We start from the raw sequence: 23,298 nt of genomic DNA on the forward strand, positions 1-23,298 counted from the left end.
TCAGGGATGAACTTCGGGCTGGCCTCAGCCGACCGGGTTATAGGTCGCCGAAGCACCGGCCTTCACCGAGCCCTGGAAGAACTTCGCGAACCACTCCAGGAACATGCGGACTGGATGTCCGTAGATGAAAACCTGGTCACCATCCTGCAAGGCGAAGTCTTCCGTATCGCGGGACAACATTGCGCGCGCATTCATGAAGTAAGAAACAGGCTGGCCGTCGCGACCGCTGCGCACGACTTCGATATCGGAGTCGCCGCCGAAACGCATGCCGCCGCGTTCCACGATCACTTGGGTCACGGTCATCACGCTGGGGCCCAGGAAAGTCACACCGGGGTCCCAGACCTTGCCCTGAACCATGCAAGTACCTGCGGGCGGGACATAGATGATGTCATTCGGCAGCAGCGGCACATTGTAGTCAAGAACGCCGTGGAAGACGAACTGTTCGATAGGAATAACGTATTCGTCGCGAGGCAGGACCTTGCCGTCCTCACTGATCAGTTGGACCAAGTCGTCGACAGACATGCTGGCCTCCTGGCGAAGCGATAGCTTCTGGCGATAGAGCTTCAAGTAGCGACCGGGCGCCATGCCGCCTGTCCTGCCGCCCATGCTCAATCCGCCGGCCTTGAAGATGGCATCGATCAGCGTATCGCCGAACTCGATCTGATACCGCCCGGGCTTCACGACTGATCCCAGAACAGAAACTTTATTGCGATTGAATTCCTTGATCACGACGACGGGTTGCGGATCGCTGATGTACTCGCGATAGGCCACACGAAGATCCTGCTGGAGTTCTTCGGCGCTCTTGCCATGCACCTTGATCGCGCCAATCAACGGCAGCGCCAGCATCGGATAGCCGGTGACCTTGAATTCCACTCCCGGCTCATCGTCGCGATCCGTCAGGATGTCTTCGCGTCCGATCAACTGAATCGCGATCACATCGCCAGGTCCGATGTAATAGGGTTCACCGCGACTGATCTGCATCTCCGCACTGGCGATGAGTCGTTCGAGCGATTCTGGAGTCGATTGCTCGCTCAGATCGATGGCTGGACCGATCACCGGATCGCTGGCAGTACGTGCGCAGCCGGTCGTCAGGATCGAAGCGCTCGCGACGAGAAGCAGCGCGAACAGGGGAAAAATGCGTTTCCAGGTGCCAAGTGTCATGATTTGGTCAATCACCTTTGAGACAAAGTAAAACCGCCCCCGGGAATGGCGCTAGCGCCGCCCGGAGGAGGAATTGCTGACGATGAACAGAGGCCCATCGTTTATTGATAAAGCCAACAAAATCAATGCTACAAAACCCACAAGTGGGATTCGGAGGTGGAAATCCACTCCCGCGTGTATCAGTAGTGCGATCAGCCCGGCCATGGCGGCTCGGGTCATGATGCGGTCAGGCCATTCAAAAGCCTCCCACCTCTGTCGGGTATCCCGCCAGAAGGAAAGCAAGGCCTTACTGAACAGCAGTCCTACCACAAGGGCAATCGGGATTCCAAGCTCCGCCAAGATCTGCACATAGTCGCCGTGCGACCAGATCGGATCGGTTCGCATCGGCATGACGCTATAGCGTGTCAGAGCGTTTTCCGTGCCGCCGAGCCCAAGGCCCGTCCACGGACTATCGCCCAGACCCTCCAGCGTTGCGCGCCAGAGCTCGAATCGCCCCAGTCCTTGCCGCTCGCCGGTCTCCCACTGCAGGGATGAAATCCCCTCCAGAAGAGAGGCGGAATACACCAAACCGGCCACCGCAAGGAGAAGCAGGATGGTGCCCCCCACCCCGACGGCGGTCAATGAAAACGGGACGGATTCAGCGTCGTCCCTTGGCCCTTCGTTGCGAGCTCCCCAGACCTCGATAATCACCCAGATCAGCAGCACCGCACCACCCAGCACCAGTCCACCCCGAGAATATGATGTTGCCCAGCCCATCATGGCGATCAATCCCGCGCCGACAGCGATCAGGAGAGGATTCGATCCGCTGAAGAGACCGCCGCTGAAGACCTCGGAACGGCGCGAGAGATCGATCGTCCAGACCATGAACAGCGGTATTCCGGCCAGGACGAGGGCGGCATGATGAGATGGGTTGAACAGAGCTCCGATTGCATGCGGCTGCCCGCCGGCTGCAAACCTGAGGAACCCCCAGATGCCTTCGGTCAGTGAAACCAACGCGACGGCGATAATCAGTCGATTCGAGCAACGGCGCCTGGTCGTCAGAAGAGCGACTCCCGCGAAGAACAATCCCGCCGCCACCAACTGATCCCAGGACCAGATCGCCCGGTCCGGATTCAGCGCGAGTGGAATCATGGTCGGAAATTCCAGACCGGTGCTCTGGAAAGATTGCTGAATCTCTTTCCAGGCCGGATTGAGTCCCATCACCAGCCCTGCGGGAAGCGGGATCGTCTGAAAGCCCGTCCAGACAATCATGACGCCAAAAGCGGACAGAATCCACCGCGAGGTTCGCAGGTGACTCCCCCGCCAGCGATTCAGCCAAATACCGATAGCGGCCCAGACCCCAAGCAAACCGCACCCGAGCCATGCAAGGACTCGATAAATTCCCAACTCGGCATACCCGTGCGATGCCATGCCGCCTACAAGGATCGCATAGATGACCAGTTCCGCCAAGGCATCGCCCGTCAGAATCCAGGGGGGCAGTCCCCGCGAGTACTTGGACTTCCGCGATGGAGCGTTCAAGGGAGGAGCAGTCGGTTCAATCACGGCGTCCCCTCCTCGTCGGTGCCGCGGCTGACCCTCAGCTCATCGATGGAGACGCGCATGTCATCTAAGTCAATCGAGCGCCCACCTCTGAAATTCCGCTCGAAGATCAGATCCGCAACACGGCCTGACTTCGTCGCAGTGATCGGAAGGCGAAGCCATTGCCAGCCCTCTTCGGTCGTGTCCGAAGGCGCACTGTATCTCGCCTGACCGCCTCTGCCTGTGCCCAGACGACATGTTGCGCTGGCGGCGGGGCTGATGCGGACACGCAACTCAATCGTTCCAGACCAATCCGGAGGGATCGGAAGGCGATAGAAGATCCAACGAATCTGCTCCTTGGCAGATCGCGTAAACTGCATCTCGATGTGAGCCCCGGTATCTCGAATCTCCGACTCCGCCGGCTGCCAGCGGCTGATTACGGTGGTCGACTGCATCGGCTGCTGCCAGCCGAGATGGAAGGAGTGCTCGAACGGAGGGTATGTGAGATTCGGATCGGCCAGGAGTAGCCCCTGCTCCTCGATAAGGCGTGTGCTGTGAAGCGCCCAGACCCGCTCGATCTCCTTTATGTTCATAGGTGAATACAAGAGTTCGACAAACTGATTGCCGAAATCGTGGTCTGCCAGCTCAGCGTTGGTGAAGGTGGCCAGAACAGGCGCCATCGCGCCGGGATTTGCAGCAGCCATTGCCCTGGCTGCCATCAGCTTCTCGTCCGGGGGGAGCTCATCGAGGCGGAGAATCTTGAAGACGGAGGACGGCTCGCGTCCCGTAGCGATAAGTTCGGCGGCCGCAGCGGCGGCGTACTCGTCTCCGAGCAGCGAAATCTGGCGGGCGAGTTCCATGGCCCGATTGGGCTCATCCAAGAGACTCCAGAGCCGGATCGCCTCGACGCGTTGGCCTGGGTAACGGGGCTCCAGTTCATCGGATCGCGAGAGAGCAGCGCGTGCCTCGTCCATGTGGTTCTGGAGTAGCTTCTCTCTTGCCAGGATCATCCAGGCCGAAGATTCCAATGGATCCAGCAGCAGAGCTCGACGCGTCGACTCGATAGCCCCCTGATGATCCGGAGGGAACAGGATTCGACCGCGCTCATTGGCCAACAGCAGATTGCCATCCGCCGTTGGAGCCGGCTCGTCGCGTTCAAGAACTGCGGTGGGATTCTCTCGACGTGCCTCCGCCCAGGCGATACGTGTTTGCATCCGGCTCGCCTGGGACATCGACCAGCCGACCACGATCGCCATGGCGATCAGAGAGAGCATAATCCTGGGGATGGGAAGGGACGGGGTACCGGTCGAGGAACTCAAGGATCGAAAACCATTCGTTTTTGTCAGCACTGGGGGCTCAACATCTTGTCGAGCCCCCAGAAGCGCAGAATCAGGTCGGCAGAATCAACCGATATCAATCGCAAACGCGCGAAGGCTCATCGAGCTCCACCTGGCGCCGCTGCGGATGAGCGTGGCCAAAGGTCTTGTGAGCCAGTCGACGCACTCCGCGAATCCCGGGCTTCTGGGCTTCCTGCTCCAGAAGCTCGCGGAATCGATCGCAAAGAATCGGTCGATCAAAGTGCCGCTCGAAGTACTCTCTTCCCCGACGTCCCATTTCCCTGGTTTCTTCCGGACGATCGGCCATCCGATTGATGGCGTCGATCACACCCTGCGGATCATCCTGGTTGACCTGGATTCCGCATCCCGCCTCGCGAATCGTGCGGGCGATATCACAGTCCTTGCTGCCAATGAAGAGAACCGGACGCTCAGCCGCCATGATGCCGTAGAGCTTACTCGGAACAAGCAGTCCATCGTAGCGCGCATCCAGCGTGATGAGGTGCGCATCAGAGGCGGACAAGGACTGGTTCAGTCTCGACCGATCCTGGTACGGAAGGAACTTCACGTGGCCCTCGTACTTACCCAGTGCATCGCGGAGTTCCGACTCCTTCTTTCCGGAGCCGATGAAGAGGAATTGGATATCCATCTCATCTTCTTCGCAAAGCTTCGCGGCGGCTTCCTGGAAGGCCTCGAACGTGTGACACGTTCCCATGTTGCCGGAGTACATCAATGTGAAGTGTCCGTCATCCGTGTGCTCCCTCCGGAACTCATTCTCCGTGGGGGAAACGGAATGCACGCTCTGGCCGCAGGACCAACTCTGGATAATATCAATCTTTCCATCGCCGACGCCTTTGGCCATCAGGGTCCGCTTCATATCTTCGCCGAGGACAACGATCTTGTTTGCCGTGATGTAGCTGATGCGCCCAAGCGTGGACCAGATCAGTCGAATCGGACCGACACGTGATAGCACCTCGGCGCGCAAAGCGATGTCCGGATAAATGTCCATGACCCAATAGACGAAACGCGTCCGCCGGAGGATTCGAAGCCAGGTTCCCAGCAGCGAAATCATCGGAGGCGTGGTCAATGTGACGATGACATCGGCACGCGGCAGGAAGTGAACCTTCCAGAATGCTTTTACGTAGAACGAAAGGTAATCTTTGAGACGATCGCGGAACCGGGCACGGCCGCCCTTCAGGAGCCCGATGCGATGCACGTGAACGCCGTTGAGGACTTCCTCCTGCGGAAGTTCCATCTTGCGCCCATCGTAAAGAGACCGACTGGTCAGAACATGCACTTCGTGACCAGATTCGGCCAGTTGTTCGCACAAGTCCGCAAGTTGCTGCGCGGTCGCTGCAAAGTCCGGCGCGTAGTACTGATTGACGAAAAGAAATCTCATAAGTCCCGAGGCTCTTTGCCTTGGCAATATTGCGCACGCCCTTCTTCCCCAGGCGCACCCCATGTTCCCGTGTCACCCTGCATGTAACGCCAGAGCGAGCAGTGCATTCCCGTGCCTACTGCATGGCCGGAGCATACCGCCCCACTACCCACGTAGGTCAACCCCATTGACTGCTCTTCTCCGTCATTCTCCGTCCCCCAAAACTGCGAAACAAAGGGTTAGATCGCCATTGGACGTTTGGACCGTTATGCAAATCCGGGTCCAACCCGAGGCGGAGCGATTGAAGCACTTGAGTAATAGCAGATAGACTCTGTCCGATTTCATTGCCTGTCCCTTGGGCTTGCGCCATCAGCGCATCGGGTTCAGTTAGAGACAATCATCGGCTGTACCCACTGAGGAGTCCGCTTCGTTCATGCCCCGCACCGCCGAGCCCATCGATCCACGGCCGTGGCACTTCTATTGGCGCCTGCATACCGGCGTGCGCCACAAACTCGCCGGGGGCGGGGTCGTTTCGATCCTGCAGGGCTTGTCGCTTGTGCCCCTTCCACTGCTTCTTCGGCGGTTTGTGGACGATGCCCTCCCCTCCGGCAAGACAGCCGAAGTCGTGATTGTCGGCGCCATGATGGTGGGGCTTTCTCTGGCGTCGGCGGGGCTTACATTGCTGAGTCGGCATCTTCTGCTGGATGTCACGAAGACCGCGACGGGTCGTCTGCGTGACCGGATGACGCGTCACCTGCACGATCTGCCACACCAGTATCATTGCTCAGCAGACTCCGGACGACTCCATGCCCTGATCGTCACGGATACAGCGCGACTCGATCAGGCCTCGGGCGCTTTCCTGTCGGCATCGATCCCAGCCGCCGCCGGGATCATCGGGTTTACATGGGTTCTGGTTGATCTCAAACCGCTGCTCTTCGGCGTGACGATTCTCGCCTACCTGCCGATTTTGATCGGGACGCGCTATCTGGCTCGAGCATTCCGCCGCCGGCATCACGAGTTCCGGGATGCATTTGCCACCTTCAGTTCCGGCATCGGTCGCACGCTGACCCTACTTCCTTTGTTGCGCCAGGCGGGAATCCAGAGTGAAGACGCAAACGTCCGTGAAGCCGAGATCAACCAGGTGCGCAGCACACACCGCACGATGGGGTGGTTCGCAACGGCCGCCGGCATTGCGCAGTCGAATGCGATCAGAATCGGCTCCCTGGCAGTCCTTGTCGTCGGCGCGTCCTTCATCGTGGCAGGCAAGATGACCGGCGGCGAATTGGTGGCCTTCTATGGCGGCATGGCGCTGCTGAATGCCCAGGTGCAGTCGCTGCTCGACACCGTGCCGACAATCGTTGGAGCAGATGAAACCCTGGGGGCCATTCACGGGTTCCTGACCGAAGAGCCGGATGAATCCTACAAGGGAACAGAGAAGATCGAGTTCCAAGGCAATCTGGCAGTCGAGAGTCTGTGGTTCTCCTACGAGAAGGAACGACCTGTTCTCAACGATCTCAGTCTGCAGCTTTCCCCCGGTGAGATTGCTGCCGTGGCGGGGATCAGTGGCGTAGGGAAGTCGACGCTGCTGCTCACCATCCTTGGCATTCTGCGCCCGGAGAAAGGAACAATCCTCTTTGATGGGCATTCACTCACGGATCTGGACATCGTCGGCATCCGTCGACAGATCGGTGTCGTCAGTCAGAACGTGCAGTTGATTACGGGTTCATTGGCAGAGAACCTCCGACTGGAAGCACCCAACGCCTCCGACGAGCAGCTCATTGAGGCTCTGCGACTGGCGGAGTTGGAGGCCTTCTTCAATTCGCTGCCGAACGGGCTGGCAACGGAACTCGGCGAGGGCGGAGCGAAGCTATCCGGCGGTCAGCGCCAACGCCTTGCCCTGGCGCGTGTGCTTGTGCGCCGACCGCGCTTGCTGCTTTTGGATGAACCGACGCATGGCCTGGACCCCGCTGCAGCAGTGCGTCTGATGCGAACACTGCACGGCTTGCGCGAACGACTCTCCATCCTGCTGGTGAGCCATGACATCTCGCTTATTCGCGAAGCCGACACGATCCATCTCCTGTCCGATGGCAGGATCGCAGCGAGCGGCGCCTTCGACGAATTAATGAAATCTTCGGAGCACTTCTGTGAATTTGTAGGAGTAAATGCCCCTTCGCCTTAGTGCGCTGGGGGCGGAGCAGATCGCTCTCGCCTGACGATCACATCCACCCACTGAGAAACAAAATCCTGGTTTGGATTACAGGTATCGATGCTGCCCTGGAATCGCCCTTCGCGCACGGGAAGAAGAATGAACGTCACGTCGATGGATTCTCCCGGCTCCAGTGAGCGATTGAAGACCCAACTTCGTTGATCCAAGAACATTACTTGCATCGAACTCTGTGGAGCCGGGTCGATTGAGATGACCTGAAAACCGTCGAGAAGTTCGTTGTCGACGTCGATACTGCTGAGTGTGACGGCCTGGGTGTGTGGATTCGTGGCCGAGACGACCATCGGAAACTCCGCATCCAATTGCACCCGCCCCGGAACATCGATCGAAGTGCTCACCGTGGGAAGTATGCGAAAGAAGAGGAACCCGACAATGCCTGCAATGAGCACGACAAAGAGCAATCCTGCGGCCAGACATCCGATGAGGAACTTCTTCATGGATCCCATCTCTCCAGACAATGAACCTGATTCGTTCTGATTGACGCAATCCTGACGAGTTGCACACCTGTCGTCAACCCGCAACCTCCCCCACTTCTGACACGACTTCCCATTTGCCAAACGGCACCTCGCGGCCCCATCCTGGGAACAGTTCATCCTCGATCCGGGAGTTCTTCCGATGCGTGTATTCCTGTGCCGCCTGGCGGCGCTTTGCCTGATGATTTCGATTTCCCCTACAGCCTGGGCGCAGAGTAAGCGTGCGGAACAGACAGTGAGGCTGCAGCAGCGCGCCGATCTGATGAGGCACGAAGCAGTCACGCGCGCGAAGGAGTCGGGATGGCGTATCTCCGGAGAGACTGCGGACGGCCAACAGTTCCAACTAATCGGACGCGATGCGAAGGGGCGACCACTCTACGTTCAAACACTGAACACAAACGCTGCCATCTCAACGGGCGCGGATCTCCTCCAGCAGGCACCGTACAATCTCGAAGGCACTGGCACCATCTCGGGCGTCTGGGATGGCGGGACTGCACTCCCAACGCATCAGGAATTCAATCAGACGAGCTCAACGCGAATCATCATCGGCGACGATACGCCGATCAGCGCCCACGCGACCGCCGTTGCCGGCACGATGATCTCTGCAGGCGTCGATGCAGGATCGCTCGGGATGGCTCCGATGGCGTTTGCGGAGTGCTACGATTACCTGAATGATTACGCAGAAATGGCTCCGCGCCTGGCGGCCAGCCCTGCTGACATGGCCGCGGACCTGCCTATTACCAATCACTCCTATGGACTTCTGCACGGATGGGAAAACGGAAGCTACTCGGGCTCCTCCGGATGGCACTGGTTCGGGGCGAATTTCAAAGAGGATGGAACCGGCGATCGGGAGGATGCGTACTTCGGCCGGTACGGAGAAGACGCGAACATCGTGGATGATCTGGCCTATTCCGCGCCGTACTGGCTGATGTTCAAGGCGTGCGGCAACGATCGCGACGACCATTACACCGGCCCGACAGATGGCACTGGAATGTTCTTCTTCTACGACTACGTTGCCGACGACTGGGTCGAGACAACGTACACGCTGGCGACTGCGCCGTTCGCGGACGGTTACGAGGCCGGCGGATTCGACACGATGATCGACAATGCGAACGCAAAGAACATCATTGCGGTTGGTTCCGTGGGAGATGCCGTGACCGGGGGGCTGCGCGATCCAGGCGTCGCCGCCATGGCAGCCTACAGTGGCTGGGGGCCTGCCGATGACGGACGTGTGAAGCCGGACATCGTCGCGAACGGCCAACAATTGCGCACGCCCATTTCAAGCAGCGATACCGCGTATGCGTCGTCCGCCAGTGGTACGTCATTCTCCTGCCCCAACGCGGCGGGGACAGCAATTCTGCTCCTCGATCAGGCGAGTCAGAAGCTGGGCGGAGCGGCGATTCGCGCCAGTACGATCAAGGCGCTGATGCTGGGAACAGCGACCGACATGGGACGGCCCGGACCAGACTATGAATACGGATGGGGATTGCCCGACGGCGTGCGCGCCGCCGATGTGGTCACGAGCCAATCAACGAATCCCGGCGGCTTCCATCTCGTCGAAGGTGTGTTGGACACGACGAACGGCACTGATTCATTCCATCTCGTGTGGGATGGATCGAACGATCTGGTTGTCACGATCTGTTGGACTGATCCGCCGAGCTCTCCCCTGCCGCTGGTCGTGGACTCGCGAACGCCGGCGCTTGTGAACGATCTGGATCTGCGCGTCGTTGGTCCGGGAGGAACGTTCTTCCCGTTCATTCTCGATCCGGACAATCCGACAGACAATGCAACGACCGGAGACAATGTTGTCGATACGATCGAGCAGGTGATCGTGCCCTCCGGAACAACGGCAGGAACGTACACAGTCACTGTCTCGCACAAGAGCACACTCACAAACGGCGAGCAGTGGTACTCTCTAATCGCGGAAGGACAATCCCTCGCGGCGGCGGCCTCACCTAGCATTTCGAGTGTCCTGCCCGCTGATGGTGTGGCCTACTCCATGGTTTCAGTCGAACTTGATGGTTCTGACTTCCAAGTCGGAACGCAGTTGGAGCTTCGCCGCGGAGCAGTCACCCATGCCGCGGCAACAAATGAATACAACGCCCCCCAGAAGGCCTTCGGCAATTTCGATCTGAGTGGACTGGATTACGGACTGTATGATGTCGTTGCTTTCATGCCAGGCGGCGACGAGGCAGTTCTCGTCGACGGCTTCGAAGTTACGAACGACGCGCCGCAGATTCTAGCACAGGCCTCTTGCACTCTCCATGAGGGCGATTCTGTTGGTCTAATCATCACGGCCGATGATTCAAACCCGACAGAGAATGTTGCGCTGACTTCTGGTACACTTCCCAGCTTTGCTTCCTTGGTTCCTGAATCTTCGGACAACCCAACGACTGCCATCCTGCAACTGGCGCCTGGATATGCGGATGCGGCGGCAACACAGACACTCACGGTTTCTGCAACTGATGATGCACCTTCGCCGGCCATGAGTTCGGTTGGAATCGATGTGCTGGTGCTCAACACGCCTACCATCGATTCCGTCGCTGCGCTTGATGAGACCACAGTCGTGGTCACATTCGATTCCGCAATGAGCGAAAGCGGTCCGGGTTCGGTCCTGAACGCAGGCGCGTATTCCATCCAGACATCGACGCGGGCAACTCTCACGGTGACGGGCGTAATTCCCGCCGGTGGGAATACCTACAATGTCCAGACAGCCGCACAAACATCCGGCCAGGGCTATATGTTAACAGTGACTGGAGTCGAAGATGGCGACGGCAATCCGATTGCCACGGACCCCGCCTATGGCTCCGCCGGGTTCACGGGCTTTACTCCATCGGCCGTAGCCGAATGGTGGATTCTCCAATGAGATAGGAGGGCCGGATTTGACTCCGTCCCTCCTTTCTCATTCCTATTCCCAGTCGATCACGGCGTACCGCGGTAATTCACGATCACTTGGTTCAGTTCAGAGACAGAGATGGAGTTGCTATCGTCCGTGTCCGCACTGGGCGGGATTGGTCCGAGCCCACGGAATCCGAGTAGGACGCTGTTCAACTCGCCGAGAGTCACGCGACCGCTGTAGTCCTCATCGCCCGCCTTCTGCGCGCCGATACCGATCGTCCATGTCGTACGGCTGCGATTGCCAGTCTCTTCGAAGGCAAACACCGTAATCGTGTGCTGGCCGTTCGGCAGATCACTGAATGCGAAGCGGAACACATCGCGATCCCACCAGGATGCCTTGTTGCCGGCGTCGAGGACGGGCTCCTCTCCGGGTGGCAGATCGAGGAACACATGCACAGAATTCGCCGTCTGGTCTTCGCTCTTGAAGACAAACTCGTAGGCGCCCTCTTCGATGTCATGCATGCCCGTCGGGTTCGGTGGATACATCAGGCCCATCGGGGGCGGTACGCGATCCACGTAGATAACCTTGCGCACAGTACGATATGTCGTTGGCGCCCAGGAAGGCCGCGGCAAGAAGGCGACTGCTGAAACGTAATTGAGGCCCTCGATGATTCCCTCGCGATCGAGATCGACGGCTTGAGTGAATGTCCCCGTGCCTCCCGATGCGCGTGGAGACGCATTATCGAAATCTTCGTAGCCGCGCAGGATATTGTCCGATGTGTTCGGGGCGTTGCCGGCAAAATCGAGCCCTGGGTTGCTGTTAACATCGACGTTGTTGTTCCAACGCAACATGGCATGGTCTTCGGCCGGCGGGAAGTTCGTTCCGTCCGGCTGAGCCGTTTGCAGGACAAGCACGGCCGTGTCGGAGGTCACAACATCCACTTCCGTCAGACGCTGCGTACCATTGTTGTCCGGCGTGTCTGGGTCGGCAGGGAGAGTCGATGACTTGTTCGTCACGGTCAGTGTCGCCTCGGGCCGAGGCAGTGAGTAGAACAAGTACGGGCGGCCGTGCTCCTGGTTATCCCAGTTCAGATTTCGAGGGACCTTGAATTCAACCCACCCGTTTGTCGGGACGTAGATCCACTCGGGAATGTCATCGTATGGATCGACAAAAGGATCGGCTGCATTGCCGGTCTGCTCCTGAAGCCAGCGATCGCGGAACTCGCTACTCAGAACTTCAACCCAATAGGCATCGTGCCCCGCATCGCCTCGATCGGAGAGAAGAATGATAGCGCTGTTCTCGCGTTCGTAAGCCACCATATCGACAGAACGATAGCGCTCCGAGAATGGATTGTTGGTTCGCCCCGCGATGTAGTCGTTGTGCAGTTCCAACATCTTCGTAATCGTGTTCCCATATCGCCCGCCGAGAGCATCCCCTCGTCCATCCGATGGGAAGTCGCGACCGGTGCCGAATTCCTCCGCATTGAAGTACACGGTCGGGAAACCCGGGCGCGAGAGCGTGTACTGATACGCCATGTTCGAGAGGTACGGCGGATCGCCCAATCCCCCACCGTCGTGACTCTGGACAAACTGCACGCCGAGAGTTCCATCGGTTGCACTGCCATCGTATCCATCGAAGCTGCTGTCGAGGATCTGTGGGAAGTTATCCGTACCGATCACGCTCTTCATTGTGAAGTACAGCGCGAAATCGAGCGCATCGCGATTGCCGGCCGGAGCGGCACCCGTATCGCAATTGCCCGTCCCGTTCTTGCAGACATAGGTCGCCAATGCGCCCCAATCGCTCGTGACGTTTTCGCCAAATGAAAATGGGGTCACCCGGTCACCCCAGAAATCCGTTCCGTTGTTGTAGACCCAGGCATCGTAGAAGCTCTTGAAGAACCAATCGGGCGTGTGCTTCACGGCATCGAGACGGAAACCGTCGACGCCTTTCACCTCGACCAGCCATTGAGCATAGCGCAGCAGCAGGCCTGTTGCATTTTCTGCATACGGATCGCCACTTAGCGGATTTGTCAGGTTGAAACCAGAGTAGGTCAACACATCGCTGGGATCCGGATCGACGTCCGGATAGAAGCGCCGGTTGTTCACGTCGATTGGTTCATTGGGGATGTTATTCGCCCCCGCCTCTGCAGGCTGACGGACGACCTGGTGGTTTTTCTCCTGGGCGATGTCGATCAAACCGGCCAGGCGACATTGCCATGCATCTGTTTCGCAACTCGGTCCGTCGGAAGATGCATTGTGGAAGTCTCCATCCGCGTCGCCGCCGTAGGATAACATGAATCCCGGATAATCGCCCGCCGCCTCGAAACCGGGCGTACGCAGATCGCGGAATCCATTGTGATTGAAAACAGTGTCGGCGAAAACCAGTACCCCCGCGCGGTGCGCCTCGTCAACGAACGCGTCGAACTTCGCTTCGGTTCCATAAAGGGTCGGAGAGTCAGGCGAACCGAGATCGAAGCGATTGTAGACGTCGAATCCCACGCTGTACGCGCCGGAATCTGCCTTCGCAATCGGAGGCGTCCAAATGGCTCCATAGCCAGTCATGAAGGCATCCGGCATCTTGCGCTCCATCGTGTACCATTGGCTTTCAAACCACTGCAGGATCACGCGAGCCGAGGCGGTGGCGGGGATGGCTGCCAACAAGGCCGCGGCCACGCAACCTGCGGTGATTCGCCGGATAGATCGGGTCTTCTTTCGAGCCATGACGGGGTCCTCCATGCAAACTTGCTGAGACGTGCGGAATTGTGTCGTTTCGACTTCAAAGTCTATGCTCATTCCTTGCGCCATGTCAGCGCAATTCAGTGCCTTAAACGTAAGAGCCCGGGGATCCCACAGGACCCCCGGGCGTCTCGGCCTCACTCCCCCTCAGCCTCCGCCAAGACCGTTAGTACGTGCGGTACGCAAGGATGACCGCATTCAGCTCGATGAGCGTGATGTCGCCACTGTTGTCCGTATCGGCGGTGGGCGGTACGGGTCCCATACCGCGATACGCAAGGAGAACAGCATTCAGCTCAAACAGGTTCACGTCGCCGTCGGAGTTTTCATCCCCCGGCAGGCCCGCCGGCGTCGGTGAAGGTGTCGCTGTCGGTGTTGGCGAAGGTGTATCCGAAGGAGTCGGAGACGGTGTATCCGACGGTGTCGGACTCGGTGTATCGCTGGGTGTGGGCGATGGCGTGTCCGAAGGCGTCGGGCTGGGCGTGTCGCTCGGTGTGGGCGACGGGGTATCTGACGGTGTCGGAGAAGGAGTATCCGACGGGGTCGGGCTGGGAGTGTCGCTCGGAGTGGGCGATGGCGTGTCCGACGGCGTCGGGCTGGGTGTATCGCTGGGTGTGGGCGACGGGGTGTCCGTAGGCGTCGGAGATGGTGTGTCCGTCGGCGTGGCAGTCGGCGTGTCGGAAGGTGTCGCCGTCGGACAGATGCTCGCGAATGTCTGGTTGGTGTTCACCGCATCGAAGGTGCTCGCCATCTCGGCCTGCCACGCGAAGTCCGAGTATTGACTGCCGGTGCCACCCAACTGCACCGAGCCACCCACGTAGGAACCGGACTCGGTCACGCCAATGTCTGTGGAAGTCATGCCTGATGCCGGGCCATCGACTGCTGTGAACGACCCTTCGTAGCTGAGGAACTGAATCACCGTATCGGTGTCATCAACAAGAGCAACACCGTCGGGCGATCCGTTCTGCAATCCGAGGATTCCAAAGAAGACCGTGCCGATGCACTCGGTCGTCGATGGGATCGTGCCAGACAATGGCGTGGTGGAGTACGCCGCGCCGCCATTCCCGTTGTACGGGACAAGCGACCAACCAGTCAGATCGAACCCGGATGGACCGGCAATCTCGACGCCCTCATTGGCGTCTGCACCATCGTTGTCGTAGTGAATCTCATTGATCCAGAGCGTCCCTCCCACGCCAGGCGTCGGAGACGGTGTGGGAGTCGGCGTATCACTCGGAGTCGCACTGGGAGTGTCTGTAGGAGTCGCGGTCGGAGTGTCAGACGGCGTCGGGCTCGGCGTGCTCGTGGGCGTCACTGTCGGCGTATCGGATGGAGTCGCGGTCGCAGTTGGCGTCGCACAGAGGCTCGTGAATGTCTGATTCGTATTCACGGCGTTGTATGTGCTGCCCATCTCTGACTGCCAGGAGAAGTCCGAGTACTGGTTGCCCGTGCCGCCAAGCTGCAGCGAGCCATCGGCGTAGGAGCCGCTTTCGCTGACGCCGATGTCGGTCGAAGTCATGCCCGAGGCAGGACCATCAACAGCGCTGAATGATCCCTCGTAGCTGAGGAATTGCACCACCGTGTTCGTATCATCGACGAGGGCAACGCCGTCGGGCGACCCGTTCTGGAGGCCGCCGATGCTGAAGAACAGAGTCCCAACGCATTCGGCCGTTGAGGGGAAGGTGCCGGAGAGTGAGGTGGCTGAGTACTGCGCACCACCGTTGCCATTGTATGGGACGAGCGACCACCCGGTGAGATCGAATCCCGACGGGCCGGCAACTTCGACGCCTTCATTTGCGTCGGTGCTCGCATTGTCGTAGTGAATCTCGTTGATCCACACTGTACCCGTGCCGCCGCCGCCCGGCGTCGGCGTCGGCGTGGCAGTTGATGTAGATGTAGGCGTTGGTGTTGGCGTCGGAACACCAGAGCAAGGCGTCTCGGCTCCCCAGATGATGCAGACGTATTCCGGGTGATCGACGAACGGATTACGATTATTCTGATAGGTGTACACGACGTAATTTCGGCGCAGCTCGCAGTTATCGACCGGATCAGAGATGTGCCACTGCAGGACGTCGTTCAGCATACCCATGTAAGCGGGAGACGAACTCGTCGTGACAATCTGCGATGCGTTATTCGTCAGAACGAGATCGGGTTCTCCGGAATCGCCTTCGTAACGAACATCCATATAGAGGACGGCGCGGGCGACGTCGCCCTTGCGGTAGTCCCAGGTCTCCCAATTCGTGCCATCGTTCCAGTTGGAATTGCCCGGGTAGGTGCCGCTGCCGCCGCCGATGCCGTTGTAGAGGAGCGTCGGCTTCTCGTTCCCACCGGGAGCAAAGCCATACGGCAGATTGCTGCGCGAGCTGTTGTAGCCGGCATCCGAAGCATGCAACATGTGGCAATCGGTGTACGGTTCGTCGCCTTCATTGGGGAAGCCGTAGGACTTGGGCCAGGTATGCTCGCGATTCCAGACGTGGTTTGACTTCAGAATCGAGTCGTTGAGGTAAATATCGAGAATATTGCTGGAGTTCCAGGGGTCCTGATCGGCTTCTTCAATGATATCCCAGGTGTCAGTCGCTGAGGAGGTATAGGGATAGCGCGTGTGACCATCGATGATCGCGTGCAGCGAGGTTCGAAGAGCGGACGCGCTCGATGTGTCCGCTGTCGAGTAATAACCAGCCGGAGGGTCCCAGAGCGAGTTGTATGTGCACTGAGCAATCGCGCTGCCTCCCATTCCTAGGAGTGTGGCAAGCCCAAGGAAGAAGTGGGCTCTTGCAAATCGCTTATCGTTCCTCATGGGGGGAACCTCCTGGTTCATGATGCGGTAGAGGGACTTTCGTATACCCAATCCTTACAGTTTATCATGGGAATGTCCTACCCGGTGCCGCCCATGGCAAGCTGTATCTTTTTCCGGACTTTTTCGGCACTCTCGGAGTTCTGTCACAATTCACGAAAAGCATGCCATACCACAGCGAGCATCAACAAAAACAAGGGGACCGAGTCTCCTCGGCCCCCTCCAAAACTGCATCTCGGCCGGCAAGCGGCCTGAGAATTAGAAGTCGTACATCTGCCAGTCGTCCACACCGGTGACGTCGCTACCTGCACCGAAGGCCTCGGTCGAGACGGGGCCGTGCATGGTCGAGATGCCGTTCAGGTCGACATCTTCCAGGACGTAAGACCGGACTTCGCCGGCTGCCAAGGGCTTGTCATCCAGGAAGGAGTAGCTGGCTCCGCTGGTGGCATCACCTGCGGCCGGAATCATGGAGGTGTTGAGTTGCTCGCCAAGTGAGAAGGCAGGCCCATCGACGGTAGCGCGATAAAGATTGAAGCCGATGTTGTCGATCTCTGCCGCGGTATCCCAAGTCACATTGATCGGATCGCCAACACCCGTGGCCACAGCCTTGAAGCTCATCATATCGACGGCCAGCAGTTGCGTGTTGTTGAATGTGTGCTGGGCCGGGTTCGATTGGTAAGGCGCGCGCCGTGCCCCCTCATCGCAGGTTTCCTGCAGAGGACGCGAGGAATCCGGGTTATCCTTCAGTCCCATCACGAGCGGTGGGGCGAAGCCGGCCGAGGTAACAAATTTAATGCGCATGATCGGGTCAGTCAGAATCGGCCCACCGATAAGGGGATGATTCGGCAGCAACGGATAGCAGGTATCGTAGGCGGCCGTAATCACCTTGTAGTGGGTGGTCTGCGGATCATTGTCCGTGAAACGCGGATCCACCAGGCCGGAAGGATTTTGCCCTTCGAGAATCGGATTCGTGCTGACGCCGATCGTGGCGCCGCCGAAGCCATTCTCCGCGGTTCGCTCTTTGCCGAAGATCGGCTCCTCAGCCAACGTCGGATTGTAAAAGAGCAGGAAGCTCAGACTATCAATCCCGCGCGTGCCAGTTCCACGATTCGCGACAAGTCGGACGTAGAATGTCTGACTAGGCGCGGTCGGCCCTCCGGGCAATTCCGCCTGAGAGGCATTCAGGTACAACCCCTGAATCAGGTAGTCGCCTGGCGAGCTCGAAGGAGTACTGCCGCTGCAGGGAGTAGCAAAACACTGAGCCGATGCCACCTTCGGCAGGCAGAGTGCGATGCCCAGGAAGAGCATGAGTGTTCCAAGTTTGAGTGTTCGTTCCATTGCGGTGGTACTCCTTCCCGACCTATCTAAAATCTTGATGCAAGCTTTCATGTTCCTGAGTGCGGCAGCGGGCAGCTAGCCCGCTGCCGAATCGCTCCTTATGGCAATGTCGAGTTACCGATCGTGTAATTGAGCAGCTTGGTGCTGTCGGTGTTATCGACCCAACCATCCAGCGTCAGATCGGTGTTGCCGGGCGCCGAAGGTAGTCCGGAATTACCCAACTGGTAGTTCAAGGTCTCTGTCAGGTCCACGTTATCCACGAATCCGTCGCCGTTTCCGTCGCCCAGTGGCGGCTTGCTGCTGGGATCGGATGGATTCGTGCGATGCGCCAACTCGTAGCCATCAATGTAACCATCGTTGTCGAAGTCCGGATCGCTGTCGTCCGGATCGACGAGGAACGGAGCACCGTCACCGTCCGCATCAGCGTAGGCGGGCAGGCTTGTGTCCGGATCGTTGATGTCCAGCGGGTTGGTGCCGAGGACGTAGTACTCGATGCCGTCGCCGAAGCCGTCCAAGTCGGTGTCAAACTTACGAGCGTCGGTCAGGACGAGCGTCGGTGTGGTAGAGAGACGGCCTGCGAGGGCTTCCTCACCGTCGAGCAGACCGTCGCCATCGGAGTCGGGCAGCCAGTAGTTCGTCCATGTGCTGCCGCCTGCCATGAGGACCGTGAATGTACCATCTTCGCAGTCGTCCGGCTTGCCATCGTTATCGAAATCGAAGCGAGAGTCGCACTGCTCGATCACCAGTTCGCCGGGCAGGGCCTGCGCACCGATCAGCGTGTTACTGGTATCGCGCACCTCGACGGCCACGATGCCGAGAGGATACACGCCGTCGGGCTGACCGGCCGGCACGGTGTAGCTAAGGTCCATGATGTGTCCGCTGCCAATGTTGGGAGACGAGGCGACAAGGCCTGTCACGCGGTAAGTTCCGCCACCGAGGTCATCGACAATCGGAGTCAGGTTGCCCTGATCAGGACCGGCCGCTGCCGTCGGCAGACCGATGGCAACGTCGGAGCTCATGTTGATTCGGAAGGCGCTGATAATGGCAGGATCCGGTGCATTCGTCAGCGTGATCGGAACCGTCAGTACGTTACCCGGCAGTCCGCTGGCAGAGCCAACCTGGATCGTGGTGCCGACGAAGATGCTACCATCGACGCCTGCGCTCGGGATAACTGCATTGAGCGTGTCACGCACTTCCAACAGTGAGATCTGAATCGGGTAGGTGCCGCTGGCCGCGGCGCCCGGGATCGTGAAGGTCAGAGTTTGAATGTGCCCATCGCCAACGTTCGGCGGGCCGGTAATGAAGCCGGTGACACGCACGAAGCCTGGGGAGACGGAATCGATAAAAGTTGTCAGATTCGATTGATCGGCCCCAACGGCAACGACTGGATCGGCCCAGGCGGCGTCGAAGGTGACGTAGTATTCGAAGGCGCTGATATCGGCGGGATTGGGCGACCCCACGAAGGTTACGGCCAGATCGACCGAATCGCCTGGCTGTCCTCCACCGTTTCCGATGATGACGTTTGTGCCGACGTAGAGAGCGCCGTCCACGATGTCCGCCGCAAGAAGATCATTGGCGGTGTCGCGAACTTCTTCCGCCGAAATCACGAGCGGATACTGGTCGAGAGGGACGCCTGCTCCGAGTGTGAACTCCAGAAGAAGGATCTCGCCGTCGCCAATGCTCGGGGCGCTTGGCACAAAGCCAGAGACGCGAATGACATCGGGATTGGCCGTCACATCGATGAATGTCGTCAGATTGGCTTGGTCCGCGCCCGCGACGGCCGTGGGCAAACCGAGATTCGTCGAGTCATACGTCACACGAAACTCGAAGGCGCTGATAATGGCCGGGGATGGCGTGTTCGAGAAGATTACAGGGACCTGAACGGTACCGCCCGGATCAACTCGTTCCTCGCCAATGTCGATTGTCGTGGCACCGGCGATGCCAACCAGAAGAAGGAGAGTGGCCACAAGACCGAGGCACTTCCTCCCGATGCACGTTGTAAACCTGGTAGTTTGCATCTCATCCTCTCGTTCCATTAGATGCTGCCTCGATAGGCAAGAACGGCAGCGTTCAGTTCACTGATCGAAATGACGCCATCGGTCGGATCGATATCGGCGCTGGGCGGCACAGGGCCCACTCCGCGATATCCCAAGACGACCGCATTCAACTCAAATAGATTCACCTCTCCGTTTCCATCGGCATCACCAGCCAATTGAGCCGGTGTTGGCGTCGGTGTCAAGGTTGGCGTCGGTGTATCCGACGGTGTGGGCGTCGGCGTGTCCGAAGGAGTGGGTGAAGGGGTGTCAGAGGGCGTTGGGCTCGGCGTATCCGACGGCGTCGGTGACGGGGTGTCGGAAGGAGTCGGGCTCGGCGTGTCCGATGGGGTCGGCGTCGGGGTATCCGAGGGAGTCGGCGACGGCGTATCGGAGGGCGTGGGGCTCGGGGTGTCCGATGGCGTCGGGCTCGGCGTATCGGAAGGCGTCGCAGTCGGCGTATCGGTGGGTGTCGGCGTGACACAATCGACCGTGTGGCTTCCGACGCCCGAGAATGTATCGACCGGGAAACTCACCCACTCTGCGCTTGGATCGAACGCATCGCCGGAGTTGGTATCTCCATCGGTGATGGTCGCCCAACGGCGGAGGGTTTCGTCAGCGGTCCCAACGCCATTGTTCAACCATTCGGTGCCAGGGTTGACTCCGACCTGTCCGATCGAGTCGATAACCGTCGAACCGTTCACGAGTTCGATCGCGTCGTTTCCATCGAAGGTCAGCTTGTTCCAGGTCTGGTCCGCCAGATTCTTCAGCGCAGTATCGGCCTGATGATAGGTGACCACATAGGTTCCGCCCGCGGCAATGGGCCCGCCAGACAGCGTGGTCGACTCGCTCACGGTCGAGGAGCCGTTCAGGTAAAGCCGAATGCTGTAGGTCGAGAGATCGATCGCCGATCCAGTCGGATTGTAGATCTCAAGGCCGTGGTTGTTGCCAGTGCCCTCGACGTATTCGCTGATGAAGAGCTCAGAACCGCACGCGGACGGGGTCGGCGTGGGCGAGGGGGTCGGGGTCGCACTGGGCGTGGGGCTCGGCGTATCCGACGGAGTCGGAGTCGGCGTATCGCTCGGCGTCGGGCTTGGCGTATCCGAAGGAGTCGGTGTTGGAGTGTCACTTGGGGTCGGGCTCGGCGTGTCCGACGGCGTGGCAGTCGGCGTGTCAGACGGGGTCGGGCTCGGAGTCGGCGTACCTGGAGCAGCGTTCTGCACCGCAAGGTTGGCATTGATCCGCCCATATCCGTAGTAGGTATTGAATCCCCCCGAATACGTCACGCCGCCGATCTGGTCACAACTCTGGCGCATCAGGGTGCGAATTTCTGCAGCAGTCAGGCTGGAGTTGACCGAGAGCATCAGGGCAGCAACGCCGGCCGCTGTCGGACAGGCAGATGAGGTGCCGCCAAACTGGGGCTTCCAGTCGGTGCTCGTCCATCCCACCGAACCCGTTGGATCGAGGGAAATCACATCGTGCCAGCCGCCATTACTTGGCGCGACGAAATCGAGAGCCGATCCGTACTCGCTGTAGTCGGAGCGATAGTCGCAGTCGGTCGAAGCACCGACAGCGATCGAATTCGCGTAACTTGCGGGATAAGCAACAGCAGTCGTCGGTGTGTAATAGCCGCCTTGGCTGACATAGTAGCCAGTATTGAAGCTACCGTCAGAATTGAAAACGTACCACGCCAGGACATCGCCCGAACGGGATGCGCAACTGTAAGCAAACGCCATCGTATCGTTGGCGGAAACAGCAGTCAGCGGAGTCACAAGCATCGAGTACTGGTTGCCGCCGATGGCTCCGGAGCGCGGGGATTTCGCTCCGCCGGTGCCTGTCAGATGGTTGGTTGTATCGTTGTACCAGTTTGCGTCGCCTTGCGTACCCCATCCGGTCGGTGGGAAGGTCGCGCCTTCGAAATCTTCCTGGAAGTAGGGGGTGTACTCGTCACTGCCCAGGAGGCAGACATTGTCGACGCGTGCGCAGTTCTCACCGGCAGTCAGGGCTGCGTCCGTTTCATAAGAGAAGCCAAAGTAATAACTCCCGGAGGCGAGGCCGATATCCGAGAACTTCCAACGGCTTCGTCCGCCTCCGTAGTACCACGTCGAAGCACCGTTGCCGCTCGACACAAAGACGGGAGAACCAAGTCCCCCGCGGCCGCTGGTCACGGCGTAGTCAATCGCGGTGTTGATCGACGAAGAGGCCGAACCACCGCCCCAACTATTGCTCAGGATGTCGGCGTGATCAGCCGCGTAGGTGATAGCATTGCCCAGGACAGTGCTGGAGGCAAAATAGGTCTCCGCCACCTTAATTGACAGAATCGTGCACCCGCCGGCCGAACCGGAAATCCTGTAGTTGTTGTTATTGATGGCGGCTGCAACGCCGGCGCTGCCGGTTCCGTGTCCCTCAGTACCAGAGGGGCTCGGGTCGTTGTCATTGTTGTAGAAATCGTAGTCATTCACCGTATCGCAGTTCAGGTCCGCGTGGGCCACATCGACACCCTCGTCGATGATCGCGATCACGACACTGGAACTGCCGGTTGTCGTGTTCCAGGCTTCGGGGGCATCGATGTCTGCATCGCTGACAGCGCCGTCCTGACCGGTGTTGTGCAGGACCTGCTCGTCGCCGTACATTGGGTCGTTCGGCGTGAAGTGGAAGTCAATCTGCCGGATGAAGTCCGGCTCTGCCCAGGCGACTTCCGACCACTGCGAGATTTCCAGGCTCGCGTCGAGCGCATCCTGTGAATCCCAATTCTGAAGCTGGATGTTGTAGCCTTCGATGTCGCTTCGCGGGAGTTTCTCAATGACCAGTCCGGAGCCGGCAATCCTCTGAACCTTCCTCTCGAAGGCATCGATGTCGGTTCCGGGCCTGACGCAGACGGTCACGATGTCGGTGGCAATCATCCGATTGCCATCTTCAGCAACGTAGACGGGGTAAACGCGCTGAACGCCTTGCTGACTTCCCAGGGCGGAAACGAAGTCGGCGTTTGCGCGCAGGTTGCTGGACCCTTCAGGCAACCCTCCGATCAAGACATTGGAAGGTCCAAAGCGGCCGACTTCTTTGAAATCCGAAACGGAGCGCTGGGTCTGCAACTTGGCAATTGCCGAACCCAGGTCCGTGCGTGGCGTGAATTGAACGGCAAATTCCGAAGGTGCGCGGAAAAGGTGGATCCTCTCACCGCCCACCAGATAAGAGTCGTTCTTGTCAACGACATCCATCGGCCTGGCAGGCGGGGCCTGACGAGCCGGCATTCTCTTCAATGCCTGCATTCCCGGTACTTCAAAGTGGGGAAGCTTCGCAGCCGGTTCGGCGAATGCGAACGCCCCCGTCAGCAGAAGTGCGCTGATGATCCCCGCAAATAATCTCGTTCGCATTACCCTACTCCTTGTTCTCGGCACGATGCCTCGAAAGAAAATGTGAATTCGCCGCATCAGAACTTCCGTTTGAATGGGCGAATGTCTGAGCTGCCGTTTCTGG

12 protein-coding genes are annotated in these 23,298 nt (G+C 59.1%); 2 read left to right on the top strand and 10 right to left on the bottom strand.

Annotation, left to right across the window (positions count from 1 at the left end; translation table 11 throughout):
• Nucleotides 1-24: 24 nt before the first annotated feature.
• From KQI84_00780 to KQI84_00795, 4 genes are all read right to left on the bottom strand, one after another.
• Complete coding sequence (locus tag KQI84_00780; protein MCB2153393.1) at nt 25-1,161, bottom strand: polysaccharide export protein; 1,137 nt, start codon at nt 1,159-1,161, stop codon at nt 25-27.
• 51 nt (nt 1,162-1,212) lie between these two features.
• On the bottom strand, nt 1,213-2,703 hold the full coding sequence (locus tag KQI84_00785) for an O-antigen ligase family protein (protein ID MCB2153394.1): 1,491 nt from the start codon (nt 2,701-2,703) through the stop codon (nt 1,213-1,215).
• A complete protein-coding gene (locus KQI84_00790; GenBank protein ID MCB2153395.1) occupies nt 2,700-3,953 on the bottom strand; it encodes a hypothetical protein in 1,254 nt (417 codons plus the stop codon). Before KQI84_00790 ends, KQI84_00785 begins: the two co-directional genes overlap by 4 nt.
• A 139-nt stretch (nt 3,954-4,092) precedes the next feature.
• Nucleotides 4,093-5,412: a glycosyltransferase family 4 protein gene (locus tag KQI84_00795; GenBank protein ID MCB2153396.1), complete on the bottom strand. Its 1,320-nt coding sequence runs from the start codon at nt 5,410-5,412 to the stop codon at nt 4,093-4,095.
• Nucleotides 5,413-5,824: 412 nt separating this feature from the next.
• On the opposite strand from KQI84_00795, the gene KQI84_00800 reads away from it, so the two are divergent.
• Entirely contained in the window at nt 5,825-7,570 is a 1,746-nt protein-coding gene (locus tag KQI84_00800; GenBank protein ID MCB2153397.1) for an ABC transporter ATP-binding protein/permease, read from the top strand.
• Here the strand turns inward: KQI84_00800 and KQI84_00805 are convergent.
• The gene (locus KQI84_00805; GenBank protein ID MCB2153398.1) at nt 7,567-8,052 is read right to left on the bottom strand and encodes a hypothetical protein; all 486 of its coding nucleotides are present in this window, start codon (nt 8,050-8,052) and stop codon (nt 7,567-7,569) included. The genes KQI84_00800 and KQI84_00805 overlap by 4 nt on opposite strands.
• Nucleotides 8,053-8,230: 178 nt before the next feature.
• Here KQI84_00805 and KQI84_00810 point away from each other — a divergent pair, with 178 nt between their 5' ends.
• Nucleotides 8,231-10,954, top strand: a complete 2,724-nt coding sequence (locus KQI84_00810) for a S8 family serine peptidase (GenBank protein MCB2153399.1) — start codon at nt 8,231-8,233, stop codon at nt 10,952-10,954.
• 56 nt (nt 10,955-11,010) lie between these two features.
• Here KQI84_00810 and KQI84_00815 read toward each other — a convergent pair whose 3' ends face one another.
• The 5 genes from KQI84_00815 to KQI84_00835 form a co-directional block, all read right to left on the bottom strand.
• The gene (locus KQI84_00815; GenBank protein MCB2153400.1) at nt 11,011-13,647 is read right to left on the bottom strand and encodes a hypothetical protein; all 2,637 of its coding nucleotides are present in this window, start codon (nt 13,645-13,647) and stop codon (nt 11,011-11,013) included.
• Between the two features lie 181 nt (nt 13,648-13,828).
• Nucleotides 13,829-16,453, bottom strand: coding sequence for an endonuclease (locus KQI84_00820; protein MCB2153401.1), 2,625 nt, complete (start codon nt 16,451-16,453; stop codon nt 13,829-13,831).
• 255 nt (nt 16,454-16,708) lie between these two features.
• Complete coding sequence (locus KQI84_00825; GenBank protein ID MCB2153402.1) at nt 16,709-17,788, bottom strand: hypothetical protein; 1,080 nt, start codon at nt 17,786-17,788, stop codon at nt 16,709-16,711.
• Nucleotides 17,789-17,886: 98 nt separating this feature from the next.
• Nucleotides 17,887-19,755 (bottom strand): hypothetical protein, encoded by a 1,869-nt coding sequence (locus tag KQI84_00830; protein ID MCB2153403.1) that lies wholly within the window; start codon nt 19,753-19,755, stop codon nt 17,887-17,889.
• 68 nt (nt 19,756-19,823) lie between these two features.
• Complete coding sequence (locus KQI84_00835) at nt 19,824-23,195, bottom strand: S8 family serine peptidase (protein ID MCB2153404.1); 3,372 nt, start codon at nt 23,193-23,195, stop codon at nt 19,824-19,826.
• Nucleotides 23,196-23,298: the final 103 nt, after the last annotated feature.

The sequence above is a fragment of the bacterium genome, assembly GCA_020444065.1.
Taxonomy (GTDB): domain Bacteria; phylum Sumerlaeota; class Sumerlaeia; order SLMS01; family JAHLLQ01; genus JAHLLQ01.